Genomic DNA, 18,804 nt, shown 5'->3' with positions numbered 1-18,804 from the left:
GGTGCGAAACGGCATCAGGCGGTGCATGAATTGCCTCGGCAAAGCGGCAAGATGGCGCGCATCACGCGCTCGGCGTTTCCTTGCCGCATGTTCAAAGCGCACCGATTGAATTTCAGTGCTTTCGCCGGATGATTTTCCGGCTTCGACGAGACAATACCACCACAAAAAGACCGGTCAAGCTTGGTATTAATCCCTTAAGTTGTTTCATTTCTGGAACATGACGAGGCACTGGCATGGACGGATTTGCCATCGCCGGTGTCACGTCTGGGTTTTGTCCGGTCCGGCGGCCATCAGGCCGCCAAGGTGTGCGACAGCGCCTTGACCTTTCCGGTCGCCACCGCAGCGTCTTCAGTGGCGCGGGCGATGCCGGCCATGTTGTCGCTGATGGTCGTGATGGCGTCGGCGGTGACCTGCATATGGGCCGAGATGTCACGAACGACGGCGCTCTGCTCCTCGGTGGCGGATGCGATGGCGGCGGAGATGCCGTTCAGCTTGCGGATCGTCCCACCGATCGAGGTGATGGCGCGGGCGGCGGAATCGGTGGCCCCCTGGACCTGGGCGATCTGCGAGGTGATCTGCTCCGTCGCCTTGGCCGCCTGGGTCGCCAGCGCCTTCACCTCGGACGCGACGACCGCGAAGCCCTTGCCGTTCTCCCCGGCCCGCGCGGCCTCGATGGTCGCGTTCAACGCCAGAAGGTTCGTCTGGTTGGCGATGTCCGAGATCATCTTGACCACCATGCCGATCTGCTTGGCGGCCTCCACCAGTTCCTCGACGGTCGCGCCGATCCGCTCGGCCTCGCCGACCGCTTCGTTCGAGATGACCGAGGCGGTGGCCGTCTGCTGGCTGATCTCGTTGACGGAGGCGACGAGTTCCTCGGCGCCGGCGGCGACGGATTGCACGGTGTGGCTGGTCTGGGCGGCGGCGTTCGCCGCGGCGGCGGCCTGCCGATTGGCGTCGGCGATGGCCTGGGTGATGTGGCCGAGGTCGCCGTCCACCGCGCGTCCGATGTCGGAGCGGTTCAGCCGCTCCCTCACCCGCTCCGTGATGTCGGTGGCGAACTTGACGACCTTGACCAGACGGCCTTGCGGGTCGAAGACGGGGTTGTAGCTGGCCTGAATCCAGACGTCGCCGCCGTCCTTGCGCAGCCGCCGGAACTCGGTCGTCTGATGCTCTCCACGACGGAGCGCGTCCCAGAAGCGACGGTAACAGTCGCTGTCGCGCTCCTCCGGTGCCACGAATATGGCGTGATGCCGTCCGACAATCTCGTCCAGCCGGTAGCCCATGGCGGCCAGAAAATTGGCGTTGGCCGTCAGGACATTCCCGTTGATGTCGAACTCGATGACCGCCTGCGATTTGTTGACCGCCGCGATCTGCCCCTCCTGATCGGCGGACCGCCGCTTGCCGGCGGTGATGTCCAGGATGTAGGCCGCGATCGTGACGGTCCGCCCCCCGCGGTCCCGGATCGGCGTGAAGATCGCCTGAACCCACGACTCCCGCCCCGTCTTGCCAAGAAGCAGGCATTCCACGGTCCGCGGCTCACCGCGCCGCAGCGCATCCCACAAGGTCTGCGGGTTGCTGCTTCCCTCACTTTGCAGGGAAAGAACCGATGACCAATGCCGGCCTTGGATCTCGTCCGGACCGCAGCCGAGCGCCGCGGCGAAATTATTGTTTGCGGAAAGAACCATCCCGTCCGGCGAAAGTTCGATGATGGCCTGCGCGGCATCCAATGCCGCGAGCTTGGCCTTTAACTCTGTGCGTCCCGCTGACATGAATTTGAACATGGAATCACCAGAGGCATGTGGAGGTGGCTGGCAGATCGTATCCGGAATTGATTTAGATGCCACTAATCATGGATTTCAAATTAATTTGTCACAAGGCGCAGTTTCAAATAGTCATACCCTCATCGTTTATCGCATTGGTGATATACAGAAGAGGTGAACTCTGTTCGATTCGGCCTGGATTGAACGGATCGCCCCCGATCCGCTTAATTTATGCAACGTCTCAGGAATGGAAATTACCGGGCAGACCTCCGATCTCCTGCCTTCTCCGCGTTTCAACTTTGAAACACGTCATCCCGTCTGCCGGGGGAGTCTTTGCGAGAAAAAGCAGCTTCATCGGGATATCCAGGCACCAATCCCGTCAGTTGACTAGGAAACTTCTTGGGTATAGTTTCCAAGGAAACTCAAGGAGAGCCCGATGACGGATTCGAGCATCAGCCCGCTCGACGCGCATCTCGGCTATTGGCTGCGCTTCGTGTCGAACCATGTGTCCCATGCCTTTGCCGCGACGCTGGCGGGGCAGGGGGTAACCGTCGCCGAGTGGGTGGTGCTGCGCGACCTCTACGACCGCGACGGCGTGGCGCCCAGCCTGCTCGCCGACCGGCTGGGCATGACGCGGGGAGCGATTTCGAAACTGGCCGACCGTCTCACCGCCAAGGGGCTGCTCACCCAGACCACCGACCCGGACGACCGGCGTTACCAGACTCTGGCGCTCACCGCGGAGGGCCGGGCGCTGGTGCCGGATCTGTCCGCTCTGGCCGACCGCAACGACGCCGACTTCTTCGGCCACCTCGACCCCGCCGAGCGGGCGCGGATCGAGGACACGCTGAAGGGCATCGTCCGCCGGATGGGGCTGCGCTCCATTCCCATCGATTGACCGCGACGCGCACGGGGCACCGAGGAAACGTCATGAATTCCAAAATCACGGCCATCCTGCGGGAGTGCAGCCGCGCCTCGGACGAGGAGCGCATCACCTTCCCCGAGGTCGTCGCGGCGCTGGCCGTCGCGGGGGTGGAGCGCTACCACACCGATCTCGTGCGCGCGGAAACGACCTATTACCTCCTGGACGGAACGACGGAGCGGGTGGAGGCCCGGCCTTCCCCTCTGCCGCCGGCCATTGACTTCTCGGCGGAGGGCGTGGAATCCGCCGTCCGCGCCATCCAGGCCGGAACGATCCGCTACGGCGGCTTCCGCGAGCGGGTGCTGCGGGCCGGCTGCGCCGGCTGGATGGTCAGCATCCTGGGCCGGCGGGTCGTCTATTACGGCCGCAGCGGCGACAGCCACACCGAGTGGTTCCCCGGTACACACTGACGCCGCCGCTCCTCCGTCACCAGCCCAGGCGGCGGGACAGCACGGGGCCGAGGTCGCCGCGCCACTCCTTCAACTCGGCCTCCGCGCGCTCGACCGCCCGCTGGTCGCGGTAACGTTTGAGCGCGCGGTTCGCGTCGCCGCGCGCCTCCATGGCGGCCAACCGCTTCGCCACCTCCGGCTCCGACGCCACGGCCTGGCGCCAGCGCTCCAGCCGCACCTCAGCCACCGCGTCCACGATGGGTTGCAGCGCCGGCATGCGGCCCAGCTTCTTCACGCCGGGCGCCAGCCGCGCCGCGGCGGCGGCGGCGGCCTCCTTGGGAATGCGCGGGAAGGCCCGTTGCACCGCCTTGGTCAGTGCGTCCTTGATGTCGTCGCCGCGCTGCTTCGCCTCGGCGCCCCGGCTCACCCGCGCGGCGGCGCGCGCCTGTTTTTTGGCGTGCCAGGACAGGATGCCGTCCGCGATCTCCCGCGCGTCGGCGTCGAGCCAGACGACGCCCCCCGCGCCGTCCGCGAGCAGGGTCTTCGCCTCGTCGGGAAGCTCCGGGTCGTCCGCCGAGGCCGCTCCGGCGAGGCCCAGCGCCTTCAGCGACCGCAGCGAGCGCGCCCGCCCCTCGTCACCGGCCAGCAGAACCGACTCCGCCAGCGTCCCGCCGTCCAACAGGCCGTGCAGAAGCTCCAAGTCGCCGTGCGTCCAGCGGCGGGCGGCGGTCAGCCGTTCAACCCGCAGGCGCAGCAGGTCGCGCACCGCCGGGCGGGGGGCGGCCGGAACACAGCGTTCCACGCGCCACGCGCCGCCCTCGAACCGGGCGACGGCCCATTGCGCGCCGTTCTCGACAGGCTGGTCGGTGGGAAAGGCGCCGTCCAGATTCCATCGGTCGCTGACCCGCAGACAGCCCTCCGGCGGCGCCAGCCACGGTGTTCCCGGCTTGGAATAGAAGCTGGGGGCCACCGGGCTGCGCAGGATGAAGCGCCAGCCCGCGACGTCCGCAGCGAGGCTGTCGGGCATGGCGGCCGGGCGGGGCGCGTCGCCCAGCTTCAGAAGAGGTTCGGGGGCATTCTGGCTGGGCTGAGAGGCTTCGGGCGACGGGTGTTCTGACGGCATGACGGCTCCTTCCGGCGGCACTGTAGCACAGGGCGGACCGGTGCCTCGCAACTTTAGCCGTGTGTCAGCCTGTCGTTTTGAAAAGCCCCTTGGAAATTTTCCAAAAGCAAATCCGCAATACCTGTCGTCAAAACTTGAACTTTTCTCAGATCACGTTCGCACCAGAGCGTTTGCAGGTCCTTTGACCAAAATCAAGGAAAGGCATCATCACCTGGATATGAGTCGATGAATGCTATCCGTTTTCGAGGGCAAATCCATGCGATTATTCTCCATCAAAGTCATTCTACCGGTGATTGTCGGTGGGCTTGCCCTTCTGGGAATTTTCATGGCGGGCGACGCGGCGTTCACGGCCCTTCGCGGCGTGGAGGCAGCTTCGGCCTACCGGAACGTCAATCAGGTGGCCGGTGGCTTGGTCGTCGTCGCCGGTGAGTTCGCCCTCGAACGGGGCGCGACCAACGGAGCGCTGAACGGCTCGACCCCGATTCCTTCCGAACGGCGCTCTCGGCTGCAACAGCGCCGCGATGCCGCCGACGCTGCGTTGCGCGCCGCGCTGGATGCACTGCCCACTTTTCCCGAAATGGCGTCGCATGCTCAGCGCCTGGGTGAGGTGGAGACATCCTTGGGCCGATTCCGGGATTACCGGCGTGGGGTGGACGAGGCGTTGGCCCGCGACGCCGGCCAGCGGTCGCCGGACGTGGTATCGGGCTTCGGCGGCACGATCACCGCTCATATCGAACGGATCGGCGCCTTGCGCCTGTTGCTGGAGGCGGTCGCTCCGCCGCCGAAACCGGCAACGCTGCAACTTGTCCAGCTGCGTAGCTACGCGGCGGACATGGCCGAACACGCCGGGCGCGAGCGCGGTCTGTTCAGCGCCCTCGTCGCCAGCAGCCGGCCCGTCGCTCCCGGACAGGCCGAAGCCCTGGCGAAGTCCCGCGGGCGGTTGGAGCAGGCCTGGGACGGCATCCGCGCGCTGCGCACCCGGCCGGACATCACGCCCGACCTCGCGCGGGCCATCGATGGAGTCGAGGCCGCGTATTTCCAAGCGTTCGCCGAGACCCGGCAGGCGGTGCTGAAGGGCGGCGCCGATGGCCGCTACCCACTGACCTCCGACGAATGGATGGTCCGGGCGACGGTGGGCATCGATTCCATCCTCGCATTGGCCGGCACGGTGGGCGCGGCCATCGACGCGGCGGTCGCGGGAACCGCGGAGGAGGCGCGATCCGACCTGCTCGTCAGCCTCGCCGTCTTCACGCTCAGCCTGCTTCTGGGCGTCGGGGGCTCGCTGCTGGTGATCCGGCGGGTCGTCCGCCCGCTGACCGCGATGACCGGGGCCATGCGGCAGCTGGCCGACGGCGATCTGGCGGTGGCCATCCCCGGTGCCGGACGCCGCGACGAGATCGGCGCCATGGCGCAGGCCGTCCAGGTCCTCCAGGAACACGCCGTTGCGCGCGAGCGGCTGGAGGCGGAGCAGCGGCGCGAGCAGGAGGCGCGCGAGCGGCGGGCGGTCGCGCTGGCCCGGCTGACCCACGGCTTCGAAGCCAAGGTGAGCGGGCTGGTCGGCACGCTGTCCTCCGCCGCGACGGAGATGGAGGCAACCGCCGGCTCCATGTCCACGGCGGCCCAGCAGACCAACCAGCAGTCCTTCGCCGTGGCCGCCGCGTCGGAACAGGCCTCCACGAACGTGCAGACCGTGGCGGCGGCGACCGAACAGCTCACCGCCTCCATCCGGGAGATCGGCAACCGCGCCGCCCAGTCGCAGGCGATCACGACGCGGGCCGTCGCGGACGCCCGGCGGACGGACGAGACGGTGCGGCTGATGGCGGGTTGCGCCCAACGCATCGGTGAGGTGGTCGGGCTGATCCAGGCGATCTCCAGCCAGACCAACCTGCTGGCGCTCAACGCCACCATCGAGGCCGCTCGCGCCGGCGACGCCGGCAAGGGCTTCGCCGTCGTGGCGCATGAGGTGAAGACGCTGGCGAGCCAGACCGCCCAGGCGACCGACGACATCGCGGCGCAGATCGTCCAGGTGCAGACCGTCACGCGCGACGCCGTCGCGGCGATCCAGGGCATCGCCGCCGTGATCGGCGAGGTTAACGAGATCGCCACGGCCATCGCCGCCGCGGTGGAGGAGCAGGGCGCCGCCACCCAGGAGATCACCCGCAACGTCCAGCAGGCAGCCGCCGGCACGCAGGAGGTCGCGTCCAACATCGCCGGCGTCCAACAGGCGGCCAACGACACCGGGACGGCGGCGACCCATGTGCTGAGCGCCGCGCAGGAGCTGTCGCAGCAGGCGGAGCGGTTGACCGGCGAGGTCGGCGACTTCCTCGCCGGTGTCCGCGGCGCCTGACCGCGCCGAATGTCCTGGCGCTGCTCAGTGGTGGGCGGACTCCTCCCCGGCGCCGTCCTGGCCGAAGCTGTGCAGGATGCGGGCGAAGCTGGTGGCGCCGGCGCTGCGCATGGGAACGAAGGGCTTGCCCATGCGGCGGCACAGCCCCTTCACCCGCAGGCAGGCGTCATGGCTGACGCAATCGACGGGGCAGACCACCACGTCGGCGCGCTCGACCAGCCCTTCCAGGCAGCGGGTCGTCTGCTCGAACCCGCCGTCATGGTGCAACAGGCAGCCGTTGCGCGTCTCCACCGCTGCCCGCAGGTGGGGCAGGCTCTTGGTCCGCCCGCCCACATAGAGGATGGCCCGCCCGCCGAGGTCGGTCGGGGCGTTCGTCTCGGCGGCGGCGGTGCGGCGGAGTTGCGCGGCCGGCGGGTCGAGCAGGCGGCGCAGCCGCTCCACCTCGGCCTCGGCGTGGCGAGCGCGCATGCGCTCGCTGGCGACACGGCGATGCAGGGCGTCCATGGTGCGCAGCAGCCGTGCCTGTCCCGGCGCCCGGACCGACGGGGCTTTCGGCACGTTGGGCGTTTCCGGAACCGCGGGCGCGGCCCGCTGGGTGGCGAGCTGTGCTTCCAGCTCCCGGATGCGGGCGTCCTTCTCGGCGACGCGTTCGGTGGCGGCGCGTTCCTGCTTCGCCAGCCGGGCGGTCAGCTCCTCGCAGCGCCGGGACAAATCGCGGTTCTCCCGCAATTGGCGCCGGTTCTCGCCACCCATGATGTGGGAGAGCATGTGCACGTCGGCGAAGGCGCGGACCCGCACCGCGTCGGGCATGGCGCCATGGCTCAGCACGCCCCAGTAGGCGGCGGCCACGTCGCCCGAGGCCACCGCGGCGGTCCACAGCGCCATCCAGCCCTCTTCGGTCGTCTCGCGGGCGAAGCGCTTCACCGCGACGGCGAAGGTCTCGTCCAGCCGCTTGTGCATCAGCCGGGCTTCCGGCCCGTCCTCAGCGGCCTTCTCCACGAAATAGCGGTGGATATCGTAGGGGCGGGCGTCCGCCGTGGGGACCAGCTTCAGCCGCCGGCACAGCCACGCCACGTCCTCCGACGACAGGCAGGTGCCCACGATCGAGCAATGATACTCCGTGGGAATCGTCCACAGCTTCCGGCGTTTGGCCTGTCCCAGTACGCAGGATGGCACGGTCTTCCGACAACGCTCACACATCGTCTCCGCCCCCGATCGGCTTCGGCTGTTGGGTGTCCGGTTCCGTCCGGAGCCAAGCGGGGCCGTGGAGCGGAACATGCTCCACTAATAATGCGATTCATTCGCATTTGCAAATGAAGAGCGACGCAGGTCCGCTCCCGGGGGAGGCGGCTCAGGCCGGGAGAATGCGCTCGATCATCAGCCGGCGTGTGATTCCGTCCGCGTCGCTGTACGGCATGTGGGCCCCCTCCCGGAGACCGAGCAGGGCCACCCCCAGCGGCGAGGCGACGGTGATCTGGTCGTCCTTGGGCAATTGGTCCGGGTAGACCAGTTCCCCCCATTCGGGCGGCATGCCGTCGTCGCGGCGAAACAGCACCCGGCTGCCCATGCGCACGATCGTCCGGGGGAGGTCGCCTTCCGGGCGGACGATCGCCCGCTCCAACTCCCGCGACAGGAACGCCGAGACCTCCGGGGCCTGCACGGCCAGCCGGTCCATGGCCCGCAGCAGGCGGCCGTAATCCATGCGTCCGATCCAGATCAGCGGCCGATCGGTTCCCTCAATCATCGATGCGTCCTCGACTGCGTGGCGGCGGTGATTCAAGCCCGGATGAACTCTCGCCCACGGGCATTGTCCGCGACCATCCGTATGATTACGGAGCGCAAGGCGCAAATCGGTCTGTAAAAAATTTATCACTGTTTTTCAATATGTTACTAGATTTCCGTAGTAATACGGATATTTTGATCCGGGTTATTCCCCAGTAGAAAAGGCCGTCATATGCCTAAGGGGAAGTGAGCAGAACCTTCCGGGAAGGAGATGCGGCCAACCTTCGGTGCGCCTGACCGAAACCATGGGGAAAAGGAATGGACGATCTGCTTTCGGGGGCGCTGAGCCGCCTGGATGAAGCCGCCAAGCACGTCGAGGTGGACTCCGAGGTTCTCGAGAAACTGAAATACGCCAAGGAGACGTTGAGCGTCCGCCTGTCCGTGCGCATGGACGACGGTTCGCGACGCTCCTTCCCGGCGTGGCGGTGCCGCTACGACGACACGCGCGGCCCGACCAAGGGCGGCATCCGCTTCCACCCGAGTTCCAACGTGGAGGAGGTGACCACGCTGGCCTTCTGGATGACCTTCAAGTGCGCGGTGATGAACCTGCCCTATGGCGGGGGCAAGGGCGCGGTGAAGGTCGATCCGCACAGCCTGTCCAAGTCGGAGCTGGAGCGTCTGTCGCGGGCCTATGTCCAGGCCTTCGCCGGCATGATCGGACCCGACCGCGACATCCCGGCGCCGGACGTCTACACCAACTCCATGATCATGGGGTGGATGGCCGACGAGTACAGCTCCATCGTCCGCCAGCCGAGCCCGGCGGTCATCACCGGCAAGCCGCTGCCGCTCGGCGGTTCGCTCGGGCGTGACGACGCGACCGCGCGCGGCGGCTACTACCTCATCAAGCATCTGGAAGAGGATCTGCGCCTGTCCGGATCGGCCCGCCGGGTGGTGATCCAGGGCTACGGCAACGCCGGCTTCCACATCGCCCGCCTGCTGCACGCGGACGGCTACCGCATCGTCGGCCTGTCCGATTCCCGCGGAGCCATCGTCTGCGAGGACGGGCTGGACCCGCAGGCCGTGCAGACGGCCAAGGAGCGGGGCGGCTCGGTGACCGCCTACACCGGGAATGGCGCCCGTGCGGTGACCGGCGACGAGCTGCTGGGCACCGCGTGCGAGATCCTGGTCCCCGCGGCGCTGGAGGATCAGATCCACAAGGGCAACGCCGGGCTCATCAAGGCGCGCGTCGTCCTGGAACTCGCCAACGGCCCGGTCACGCCGGACGCCGACCGCATCCTGAACGAGGCCGGCGTCATCGTCCTGCCCGACATCCTGGCGAACGCCGGCGGCGTGACGGTGTCCTACTTCGAGTGGGTGCAGAACCGCCAGGGCTACTATTGGGGCCTCGACGAGATTCACGAGCGCCTGCGCGTGATCATGGAGACCGAGGGCCGCCGGGTCTGGGACATGGGCACGGGCAAGGACATTCCGATGCGCACGGCGGCCTACGCCCACGCGCTGGAACGGCTGTCGAAGGCCATCGCCGCGCATGGAACGCAGCCGTTCTTCGTCGGCTGATCCGTGCGTCGCGGGGACGGGAGCCCGCCGGGCTCCCCGCCCATCGCAGAGGCGAACACGCCCGGTTGGACGTATAGTCCGTGCCATTCCGCCCGTGCAGCCTGAAAGACTGTTCTGAGATGCCTTTTCCGCCCGCCAGCCGCGCGACGGGAGCGCCCGCCATCCTGACCGGCCGGGACATGGTCCTGCTGTCGCTCGCCTTCCTGGCGGCCTATCTGCCCATCGACTGGCTGACCTTCATCCACCCCCGCCCGAGCCTCAACATCACGCCGTGGAACCCGCCGGCAGGTCTCTACATGGCTCTTCTGCTGTGGACCGGCGCGCGCGGCCTGCCGATGGTCTACGCCACGCTGATCCTGGCCGATCTGGTGGTGCGGGGGCATCCGGCCTCGGTCTCCTCGCTGCTGCTCTCGAATCTCGCCATCGTCGCCGGGTACGGGGCGGCGGCCCATGTGCTGCGTCACCGGGTGGCGATCGGTCTGGCGTTGAACCGGGTGCGCGACGTCGGCTGGCTGGTCGGCGTCACCTTCCTGAGCGCCGCCGTCGTGGCGCCCGTCTTCGTCGGCGTGTTCGTCCTCGACGGGGCCTTGCCCGCGGCCGATCTGCCGACGCTGGCCTTCCAATACTGGCTGGGCGACGCCATCGGCATCGCCGTGGTCACGCCCTTCGTCCTCCTGCTGCACCGGCCGGACAAGACGCCCGCCTGGAGCGTGCCGAAGACGCCCACCACCGCCCAGACGGCGGCCATCGCCGCGGCCCTGCTGCTGGTCTTCCTGCCCATCGGCGACGGCCAGTTCAACCTGTTCTACCTCCTGTTCCTGCCCCTCGTCTGGGTGGCCGTGTCGCACGGCCTGCCGGGCGCGGTGCTGGCGGCCCTGGCCATCCAGAGCGGCCTGATCGCCGGGCTGCAGGCGATCGGCCTTCCCCTGGGCGCGGTCATCTATCACCAGACGCTGATGCTGGCCCTGGCCATCACGGCCCTGTTCCTCGGCGCGCTGGTCAGCGAGCGGCGCGAGGTCGAGGTCCGGCTGCGCGAACACCAGACCGAGCTGGCCCATCTCTCCCGCCTCACAGTGACCGGGGAGATGGCGTCCGCCCTGGCCCACGAGCTGAATCAGCCGCTGCTGGCCGCCATCAGCTACGCGCGCGCCGCCCAGCGTCTTCTGGAAGGCGACGACACGCCGCCGCGCGCCCACGAACTCATCGACAAGGCGGTGATCCAGGCGGAGCGCGCGGGCGAGGTCATCCGCGGGCTGCGCACCTTCCTGAGCAAGGGATCGCTGCAGCTGGCGCCGGAATCGGCCAGCGAGATCCTGCGCGAGACGCTGACGCTGGTGCGGGGGGACGCGGCCTACAACCGGGTCCAGCTGCGGGTGGAGATGGCCGAGCCGCTTCCCCTCGTGCTGTGCGACCGCATCCAGATCGAACAGGTCCTCCTCAACCTCGTGCACAACAGCATCGAGGCCATCGCCGCGGCCGACAGCGCGGTGCGCGAGGTCGTTCTGCGTGTCCGTGCCACGCCGCCAGACGGCCTGACCTTCGAGGTCGAGGACAGCGGCCCCGGCGTGTCGGCGGGCATGGTCGACCATCTGTACTCGCCCTTCGCCACCACGAAACCGGCGGGCATGGGACTCGGCCTGCCCATCTGCCGGTCGATCGTCGAAAGCCACGGCGGCAGGCTGTGGCTCGGCCGCACCGGTTCGACCGGCTCCGTTTTCCAGGTCTTTCTGCCCGCAGCCCGTTCAGACACCCGGCCATCCCATGACCCAGACCGATAAAACCTCCACCGGCGAACCGACCGTCTTCATCATCGACGACGACGAGGCGGTCCGCGACGCGCTCTCCGTTCTGGTCGAGGTGGCCGGCCTGTCTGTGCGCACCTTCGTCAACGCGCTGGAGTTCCTGCACCGCTACAGCCCGGAGCAGCCGGGTTGCGTGGTGGCCGACCTCCGCATGCCCTTCATGGACGGGCTGGAGCTTCAGGAGGAACTGTCCCGGCGCGGCTGCGGTCTGCCGGTGATCATCATCACCGCCCATGGCGAGGTGAGTTCCGCCGTCACCGCCTTCCGGGGTGGAGCCGTCGATTTCCTGGAAAAGCCGTTCGACGACGGCGTCTTCCTGCGCCGCATCCACGAGGCCTTGCAGCGCGACGCCCACCAGCGCCGGGACCGCTCCGCCGCGGAGTCCGCCCTGGCAAAGCTGGCCCTTCTCAGCCCCCGTGAACGGGACGTCGCGGCGCTGATGGTGGAGGGCTGCGCCAACAAGGCCATTGCGATCCGCCTCGGGATCGGCGTCCGCACGGTGGAGACCCACCGGGCGAACATTCTCAGCAAACTCGACATCCGGACGGTTCCGGAACTCATGCGCCTGTGGATGCACATACCGTGATGCGCATCCACGTCATCGGCGCGTGAGCGGTCGAATTCAGCGCAGGAAGTATTGCACCGGCACCACCAGCTCCATGCGGTCCTGCGCCACGTCCGGCGGAGGGGCCGGGAGCGGGGAGGCGCGTTCGACCAGAGCGATCGTCTCCTCGTCCAGCGCCTCGAAGCCGGAGCCCTTGTGCAGCCGCACCGCCAGCACCCGGCCTTGCCGGTCGAGCGTGATGTGGACCTGCGGAACGCCTTGCTGGCGCCGCATCTGAGCGATGCGGGGGTAACGCTTGTAGCGCTCCAGATGGCCGAGCACAGCACCGTGCCACGTGGGCAGCGCGTTGCTGTTGCGCGGAACCGGCGCCGCCTGGGCCGGCGCGCCCGCGGGCGGTGCGGCGGCAGGAGCGGCGTTGGCCGGGGCTTCCGTCACCGGCTTGGGCTGTGCCTGCGGCTGCGGGCGGGGCTTCGGCGGTTCGGCCTTGGGCTTGGGCTTGGGCTCTTCCTTGGGCTTGGGCTTCGGCTTGGGCGGCGGTTCCGGCAGGGCGACCTCCGCCGGCACGGGCGGCGGCGGCTCCGGGGCGATCTCGGGGATGGGCTCGGGCTCCGGTTCCGGCTCGATCACCGGCTCGGGCGGCAACTCCGGTTCGGGGAGCATCGATTCCAGCGTCGGCGGCGGCTCCGCGGCCGGCGTTTCCGGCATCGGCGGCAGGTCGAGCATCACCGCGGGCGCCATGGCCGGCGCCTCTTCCATCGCGACGTGCCAGGACAGCGCGGCGAGCGCCAGAAGGGCGTGAGCGCCCAGCACGATCACCAGACTGCCGCCCCACCGCGCCAGGGCGGGCGCGGTGCGCTCCTCGCCGTCCGGAAGGTCGTTGGGATCGAAGGTCGCCACGCTCATTTCGCGGCCGCGCCTTCCAGCCCGACCAGGGCGATCTTCAGGTAGCCGGCGGCGCGCAGCGCGTTCATCACCTCGGTCAGCGCGCCGTAATCCACGCTGCGGTCGGCGCGCAGGAAGACGCGGGCGCCCTTGTCGCCGTTCGTCACCCCGTCCAGCGCCGCCGCCAGGGACTCCCGCGCCACCGGGGTGTCGCCCACCGACAGGCTTTTGTCGGCCTGGATGGTCAGGAACAGGGGCTTGTCAGGCCGCGGCTGCGGCTGGGCGGTCGAGGCCGGCAGGTCCACCGGCACGTCCACCGTCGCCAGCGGGGCCGCCACCATGAAGATGATGAGCAGCACGAGCATCACGTCGATGAAGGGCGTGACGTTGATGTCGTGCGACTCGGTGAGATCGTCGCCGTCGTCCAGACGCGCCGCCATGGTCTTACTCCGCCGCCTTGGACACGGCGCGCGGCAGGGCGCGGCGATCCATGTCGCGGCTCAGCAGCCGCAGCACCGCCGCCGACGAGTCGCCGAGCTGGGCGCGGTAGCCGCCGATGGAACGGGCGAAGCCGTTGTAGATCACCACCGCCGGGATGGCCGCGACGAGGCCGATGGCCGTCGCCAGCAGCGCTTCGGCGATGCCCGGCGCCACCACGGCGAGGTTGGTCGTCTGCGACTTGGCGATGCCGATGAAGCTGACCATGATGCCCCACACCGTGCCGAACAGCCCGACGAAGGGGGCCGTGGAGCCGATGCTGGCGAGGATGCCGGTGCCGCGCATCATGCGCCGCCCCTCCGCCGCCTCGATCCGCTCCAGGCGGGAGGCCGCGCGCTCCTTCAGACCCTCCTGCGAGGGGGCGTCGGCGGACTGGTGGGCCTCGGCGATCACGGCGCGCAGGAAGGCGGTGGCCGGGGTCTTCTCGAAGCCGATGCTCTCGGCCGCCTGAGTCAGCGAACGCGCCTGCTCCAGCGCCGCCAGGGAGGCCCGCGCCTTGCGCTTGGCCTTCGACAGCTCCACCGATTTTGCGAGGAAGATGGTCCAGGTCGCCACCGAGGCCAGCGCCAGCCCGATCATCACCGCCTGCACCACCGGACTCGCCGCCATGAACATGCCCCAGGGGGACAGGTCGTGCGGCAGGATCGCCGTCGCGGCGGTCATGTGGTCCAGCCCGGCGGCCGCTCCCGCCGCAGCGTCCGGCGCGGCCAGCGGGGCCGCCAGCGCGTCGGCGGCGGGCGCCGTCACGGGAGGCGCCATGGAAGCCGCCATCGGGGCCGGGACCGGTGCCGCGGGAGCGCCGCCGTTGGTTGCGGGGACGCCCTGCGCCCAGCCAAGTCCGCTCGACAGGAAGGTGCCGGCGGCGGCCATCGCGGCGATGGAACGGGTGTGAAGCGCTGTGAACATTGGCGGTTCAAACTTCTTTGCGGCTGACTTCCTTCCTGTATAGTGCGAACGACTCTCATTTGCACCCATAAAGTGCTATATTGCTGCTATGCGACAAATGGGCATCGCGGCGGTTGTTCACGGCGTGGACCATGAACCGCCAGGGAGAAGTGCGATGCCCAACGTCCGGACCGTATCGGAACATGGCAGCTTCCGGCTCATCGAACGGGACGGCCGCTATGCCGTGATCGAAGCGCGCGACGGCCAAGTCTACGGTCTCCACGGGGAGTCGGGCAACCGTCCCAGCGCGCCGGATCGCCCGGACGCCACCGAAGCCGTCGTCGCCCCCGGCGACTGGAACGCCGAGGATGTGGCCCGCCGCCGCTTCGAGGAACTCACCGCCCGCGGCGAGGAGCTCGCCCGCAAAATCTGGTGATCCGCATCGGGTGACCCGCTCGGTTCAGAACGCCTGGATCGCCTGCGACGAGACCGTCCGCCACCGCGCGTCAGCGTCCTTCAGCATGGTCTGGATGTGACCGATGTGCACCTGACCGTAGAGGATCAGGATGTTGCGGTCCGGTTCGGCCTTGATGGCCGCCACCACCTTGTCCTCGCGCAGGGTGGTCAACGCGGGCGGCAGGGCGTCGCGCACCATGGAGCCCGACGCGGTGGTCGCCAGCATGATGCGGATGGCGGCCTGGACGCGCCTCTGCACCCAGCCCGGCAGCGTGTCGTACTCGTCCCGGAGTTGCGCCAGATCGATGGTTTCCGGATCGGCGTCGTCCGGGTCGTCGGGGGGCAGGGCAGCCAGCAGCTGCGACAGGGTGACGTCGACGTTGTGGGCGTCCGGCCCCGGTGGGCCGATCAGGGCGCGGTTGTCCTGAAGCACCAGCCCGTCACCGAGCAGGCTCGCCATCATCTCGTAGGGATGCTGCTTGCTGTCCGGATTCCAGTCCGCCCCCAGCCGGCGCAGCACGTCGGCCACCCCGGCGGGGTTGGAGGCGTCGTCGGGACGGACCTCCTCGTAGAAGACCAGCCAGCCTTCCTGGCGCCGCTGCGCGATGTGCCGGGCGATGCCGCTGTAGAAATCCGGCTTGGCGACATGGACCATGCCCTGCATCTCCACCTGCCGCCGCCCGTCGCTCATCACGACTCGGGAGAGTTCGAGCGGAATGTGGTCGGCGATCACCGGCAGGGCGGCGACCACCCCCACGGTCAGGGTGACGAGGCCGCCGGCGAGGATGCCGACGGCGATCAGGGCGGTTCGGAGCGCACGCTTCATGCCTCGACGCTGGCACGAAAAAGGGGCGGGGGCAACCGCTCCAGACTCAACAGGCCGAACCTCAGCCCCCCGATCTCAGACGCCGACCTCCACCGCGGCGTTGACGATGTAGATCATCTCGTTGCGGTCGTTCTTGTCGGCCAGGAAGATGCCGCTGGGCGCCAGCATGCCGCCGGACACCACGTTGAAGGACACCTGTCCATAGGGGAAGACGGCCCGGACGGCCTCCAGGTCCAGCCGGTCGGCGTCCGCCGGAACAGCGAGATGGACGCGGACCTGCATCCGGCTGGTGTCGCCATCGACGAGCGCCCGCATGCCCGGCATGGAGTTGCGCTCGATGGCGTTGCGCACGGCCCGCACGGCGGCCTTGGTCACGTCCTGCCCATGCAGATCGGCACCCATGCCGAGTTCGACGAACATCACCTGCTTCATGATCGCGAGTTCCTCCTTGTCCCTGGGGCGTCGGTTCCGCACAGAATGCGCGAGAGTGGCGCCGCCGCCGCCCCTGGGCCACCGCTTTTTCAAACTGCGAAAACCGGTCAGGCGATCCGAAAGGCAAGGTAGCCGTCCGTCCCGATCTGTCCGGGCGTGGCGGCCAGTCCGCCCGGCGCCAGTCCGCCGAAGGTCAGGAAGAGATCGGTGCCGCCGTTGCCGTCGAAGTCGATCTGCGCGGTCACCCCCTGATGGCCGGCCGCCCCCGCCAGATCCTCCCAGGTCAGATGTGAGATGGCGTCCGTCCAGCCCCAGACGATGGCCCATTCCTCCGGCTGCAGATCAGCGACGGTGGACCATGTGAGGCCCTGGCCCCGTCCGTCGATGAAGAAGGTGTCCACGCCGTCGCCGCCGCTCAGGAAGTTGGAGCCCGTGCTGCCGTCCAGAAAATCGTCACCGGCCCCGCCGGCGAGCGTATCGTCACCCGCCCCGCCCCCCAGCGTATCGGCGAAGGCGGAGCCGGTCAGCCGGTCGCCCGCCGATCCCCCGATGACGGACTCGATGCGGGTGCCGTGGCCGATGAAGAACTGGTTCGGGGCCAGGATCGAAGACGCCTGCGCCGAGAACCATCCCCAGCCGCCGGTCAAGTCGATGGTGACGGGAAGGTCCGCGCCCGCCGCGGAGAGGGTGTCGTTTCCCCCGCCGTCCCAGAGGTAGCGCCCCGGCGCATCCGGTGTCAGGACATAAAGGTCGTCGCCCGCGCGCACGGCGGGGTTGGGACCGTAGAGGTTCTGGATCGCGGCGACGTCGTAGATGCCCAACCCTCCGAGCCAAGCCCCGTGATAGGACATCACCGTGTTGATCCGGTTGTCCTCGGACGGGGGAAGGAAGGGCGGGGCCCCGCTGCCGCCGCCGTTGTAGTCGCCGGGATGCTTCAGGCCCAGCGCATGCCCGATCTCGTGCACATAGGTCCGGTAGCCCGCCGATTCGGGATCAAGGTAGATGAAGGAGCCCGCCGGGTTGGGATAATAGGCCATGCCGGCGGCACCGTAGGAGTCCAACTGGCTCATGTGGAACTGGAGGTTGGCGGTCATCGGCGCAGCCGACTCCACGAACGCGATGTTGGCGACCGCGCTCCACTCCCCCATGGCCCGCAACGCCATGGCCTTTTCGACATCGTTGAGGGGGCGGAAACCGGGCGCAAAGCGAGAGCCGGCGTCCACCACCCAGCCGTAGGTGAGCGTGTAGGGTGCCGCTGCGGCGCCGTTCAGCGGTGTGCCCCAGCGGTACCCGCTGTCGAGGGCACGGATGAACAGCGGGTTGTCGGTTCCGCCCGTCGACCAATCGGCTGTCTCCATCGCCGGGGCCGGGAAGTCATCATCGAAGGTTGACCGGCCGTCGCCGATTCCGTCCCCGCTTTCGCCAACGCCGGGAATCCGAAACTCGCTCATGTCCGCGCGCTCCGTCTGGGTGGACCAGTGTTTCGCTAAATTCGTTCCGAATTTCGATGATGTTTGGCGAAAACAGTCGGCGTTCGTCTTCCAATCAGACAGTATTTATGACGAAGGGGGAGGCGCCGTTCAATGGATCAGAGGGCATTCACAAATCCGGAAGGGTGAATTTTCTCCACATATTTTCAGTGTCTTGCGGGTATCCCGAGAATATCCCTCCGCATCTTCGCGGGGTGGCGATGGCATCCGGGTCTGCGCCTGGGATGATTGGGAGGATTTCAGGATCAGGTACGATGACAGTCGTTATAAATAAAAATCAGGACTCACTCCGTGACAGGCACGACAAACATAAAATAAAATCGTTAAAGAATATTAAGACGCAATCCTGTCACAGGATAAGCGTGGATTCGCGGATTGACAGGATGGAGAGATTCCGCAACCGTTGCCGCAGAACAACAACGGGGGAGAAAAAGAGTGCGGTATGGCTGTGTTGCGCTCGCCATCTGTGCTGTTTCTGTTGGGGCATGCTCGACCGGTGCACAGATCGCCTCCGTCCCGCCAGTGCCGCAGGACCCGGTGCCACAGGAGATCGAGTTCGAAGAGGCACCCGACGTTCCGGACATCGAACCGGTCTATGTTCACAAGGGGAAGGCGTCCTACTACGCCGATTTCTTCCACGGCCGGACCACGGCGTCGGGGGAGCGATTCAGCCAGAACCGGCTGACCGCCGCGTCCCGGCGGCTTCCGCTGGGCAGCCGGGTGACGGTGACCAACGCCGACAACGGGCGCAGCGTCGAAGTCGTGATCAACGACCGCGGCCCTTACGTGAAGGGGCGGGTGATCGACCTTTCCCGGAAGGCCGCCAGCGAACTGGGCATGATCGAGGACGGCGTGGTGAACGTCCGCGTCGAGGCCCGGCCCTCCGACCAGCCGAACCGGTCCCTGCGGCACCGGCTGGAGCGCATGGTCGCCGCCCTGTACCCCGACCGCAAACCGGTGTCCGAACCGCCTGTGACAGTCGCCGAACGGCCCGAACCGGATCTGACCGGCACGGACTTGACCGGGACGGACCTGGGCACCGTCGAATAGCGGAATTGCGTCACGCCCGACGCTTCCCACCCGAACGCACAACGCACAGGCTTCCGCCCAAGGGACGCGGCGCCGCGAAG

At 68.1% G+C, this 18,804-nt stretch carries 18 protein-coding genes; 8 read left to right on the top strand and 10 right to left on the bottom strand.

Annotated elements, in window-relative coordinates; translation table 11 throughout:
- Window positions 1-290 precede the first annotated feature (290 nt).
- Entirely contained in the window at window positions 291-1,769 is a 1,479-nt protein-coding gene (locus tag ABAZ39_RS24490) for a methyl-accepting chemotaxis protein (RefSeq protein WP_443983715.1), read from the bottom strand.
- Window positions 1,770-2,196: 427 nt separating this feature from the next.
- Between ABAZ39_RS24490 and ABAZ39_RS24485 the strand changes: the two genes are divergently transcribed.
- On the top strand, window positions 2,197-2,655 hold the full coding sequence (locus tag ABAZ39_RS24485; protein WP_040136520.1) for a MarR family winged helix-turn-helix transcriptional regulator: 459 nt from the start codon (window positions 2,197-2,199) through the stop codon (window positions 2,653-2,655).
- Between the two features lie 32 nt (window positions 2,656-2,687).
- A complete protein-coding gene (locus ABAZ39_RS24480; protein WP_040136518.1) occupies window positions 2,688-3,089 on the top strand; it encodes a DUF1398 family protein in 402 nt (133 codons plus the stop codon).
- Window positions 3,090-3,105: 16 nt separating this feature from the next.
- Here the strand turns inward: ABAZ39_RS24480 and ABAZ39_RS24475 are convergent, their stop codons facing one another.
- The gene (locus ABAZ39_RS24475; protein WP_247874721.1) at window positions 3,106-4,191 is read right to left on the bottom strand and encodes a hypothetical protein; all 1,086 of its coding nucleotides are present in this window, start codon (window positions 4,189-4,191) and stop codon (window positions 3,106-3,108) included.
- A 325-nt stretch (window positions 4,192-4,516) separates the two neighbouring features.
- On the opposite strand from ABAZ39_RS24475, the gene ABAZ39_RS24470 reads away from it, so the two are divergent.
- Entirely contained in the window at window positions 4,517-6,538 is a 2,022-nt protein-coding gene (locus ABAZ39_RS24470; RefSeq protein ID WP_051658491.1) for a methyl-accepting chemotaxis protein, read from the top strand.
- Between the two features lie 24 nt (window positions 6,539-6,562).
- Here the strand turns inward: ABAZ39_RS24470 and ABAZ39_RS37120 are convergent, their stop codons facing one another.
- Window positions 6,563-7,639, bottom strand: a complete 1,077-nt coding sequence (locus ABAZ39_RS37120) for a DUF2325 domain-containing protein (protein ID WP_040136512.1) — start codon at window positions 7,637-7,639, stop codon at window positions 6,563-6,565.
- Window positions 7,640-7,889: 250 nt separating this feature from the next.
- Window positions 7,890-8,282, bottom strand: a complete 393-nt coding sequence (locus tag ABAZ39_RS24460; protein ID WP_051658490.1) for a GreA/GreB family elongation factor — start codon at window positions 8,280-8,282, stop codon at window positions 7,890-7,892.
- A gap of 296 nt (window positions 8,283-8,578) precedes the next feature.
- Here ABAZ39_RS24460 and ABAZ39_RS24455 point away from each other — a divergent pair, with 296 nt between their 5' ends.
- From ABAZ39_RS24455 to ABAZ39_RS24445, 3 genes are all read left to right on the top strand, one after another.
- Window positions 8,579-9,838 carry a Glu/Leu/Phe/Val family dehydrogenase gene (locus ABAZ39_RS24455; protein WP_040136510.1) on the top strand — a complete coding sequence of 420 codons (1,260 nt, stop codon included), beginning with the start codon at window positions 8,579-8,581 and terminating at the stop codon, window positions 9,836-9,838.
- Window positions 9,839-9,957: 119 nt separating this feature from the next.
- Window positions 9,958-11,616, top strand: coding sequence for an ATP-binding protein (locus ABAZ39_RS24450; RefSeq protein ID WP_051658489.1), 1,659 nt, complete (start codon window positions 9,958-9,960; stop codon window positions 11,614-11,616).
- Complete coding sequence (locus ABAZ39_RS24445) at window positions 11,600-12,226, top strand: response regulator transcription factor (protein WP_040136508.1); 627 nt, start codon at window positions 11,600-11,602, stop codon at window positions 12,224-12,226. Before ABAZ39_RS24450 ends, ABAZ39_RS24445 begins: the two co-directional genes overlap by 17 nt.
- Before the next feature lie 36 nt (window positions 12,227-12,262).
- Here ABAZ39_RS24445 and ABAZ39_RS24440 read toward each other — a convergent pair whose 3' ends face one another.
- Genes ABAZ39_RS24440 through exbB form a run of 3 tightly spaced genes read right to left on the bottom strand, consistent with a single transcriptional unit; the run spans window position 12,263 to window position 14,491 of the window.
- Window positions 12,263-13,108 carry an energy transducer TonB gene (locus tag ABAZ39_RS24440; RefSeq protein WP_051658488.1) on the bottom strand — a complete coding sequence of 282 codons (846 nt, stop codon included), beginning with the start codon at window positions 13,106-13,108 and terminating at the stop codon, window positions 12,263-12,265.
- Window positions 13,105-13,527 (bottom strand): TonB system transport protein ExbD, encoded by a 423-nt coding sequence (gene exbD, locus ABAZ39_RS24435; RefSeq protein WP_014241770.1) that lies wholly within the window; start codon window positions 13,525-13,527, stop codon window positions 13,105-13,107. The genes ABAZ39_RS24440 and exbD overlap by 4 nt, the downstream gene beginning before the upstream one ends.
- 4 nt (window positions 13,528-13,531) lie before the next feature.
- A complete protein-coding gene (gene exbB / locus ABAZ39_RS24430; protein ID WP_040136506.1) occupies window positions 13,532-14,491 on the bottom strand; it encodes a tonB-system energizer ExbB in 960 nt (319 codons plus the stop codon).
- 154 nt (window positions 14,492-14,645) lie between these two features.
- On the opposite strand from exbB, the gene ABAZ39_RS24425 reads away from it, so the two are divergent.
- Window positions 14,646-14,906, top strand: a complete 261-nt coding sequence (locus tag ABAZ39_RS24425; protein WP_040136504.1) for a hypothetical protein — start codon at window positions 14,646-14,648, stop codon at window positions 14,904-14,906.
- Window positions 14,907-14,930: 24 nt separating this feature from the next.
- Here ABAZ39_RS24425 and ABAZ39_RS24420 read toward each other — a convergent pair whose 3' ends face one another.
- The 3 genes from ABAZ39_RS24420 to ABAZ39_RS24410 form a co-directional block, all read right to left on the bottom strand.
- Complete coding sequence (locus ABAZ39_RS24420) at window positions 14,931-15,752, bottom strand: hypothetical protein (protein ID WP_040136502.1); 822 nt, start codon at window positions 15,750-15,752, stop codon at window positions 14,931-14,933.
- 75 nt (window positions 15,753-15,827) lie between these two features.
- On the bottom strand, window positions 15,828-16,184 hold the full coding sequence (locus ABAZ39_RS24415; protein ID WP_014241764.1) for a Lin0512 family protein: 357 nt from the start codon (window positions 16,182-16,184) through the stop codon (window positions 15,828-15,830).
- 107 nt (window positions 16,185-16,291) lie between these two features.
- The gene (locus ABAZ39_RS24410) at window positions 16,292-17,635 is read right to left on the bottom strand and encodes a reprolysin-like metallopeptidase (RefSeq protein ID WP_040136499.1); all 1,344 of its coding nucleotides are present in this window, start codon (window positions 17,633-17,635) and stop codon (window positions 16,292-16,294) included.
- A 576-nt stretch (window positions 17,636-18,211) separates the two neighbouring features.
- Between ABAZ39_RS24410 and ABAZ39_RS37575 the strand changes: the two genes are divergently transcribed.
- Window positions 18,212-18,724: a septal ring lytic transglycosylase RlpA family protein gene (locus ABAZ39_RS37575; RefSeq protein ID WP_081863345.1), complete on the top strand. Its 513-nt coding sequence runs from the start codon at window positions 18,212-18,214 to the stop codon at window positions 18,722-18,724.
- Window positions 18,725-18,804: the final 80 nt, after the last annotated feature.

Origin of the sequence: Azospirillum argentinense, from assembly GCF_000632475.1 — a bacterium.
In the GTDB taxonomy this organism is placed as follows: domain Bacteria; phylum Pseudomonadota; class Alphaproteobacteria; order Azospirillales; family Azospirillaceae; genus Azospirillum; species Azospirillum baldaniorum.
This window is presented reverse-complemented; position numbering and strand designations above follow the sequence as displayed.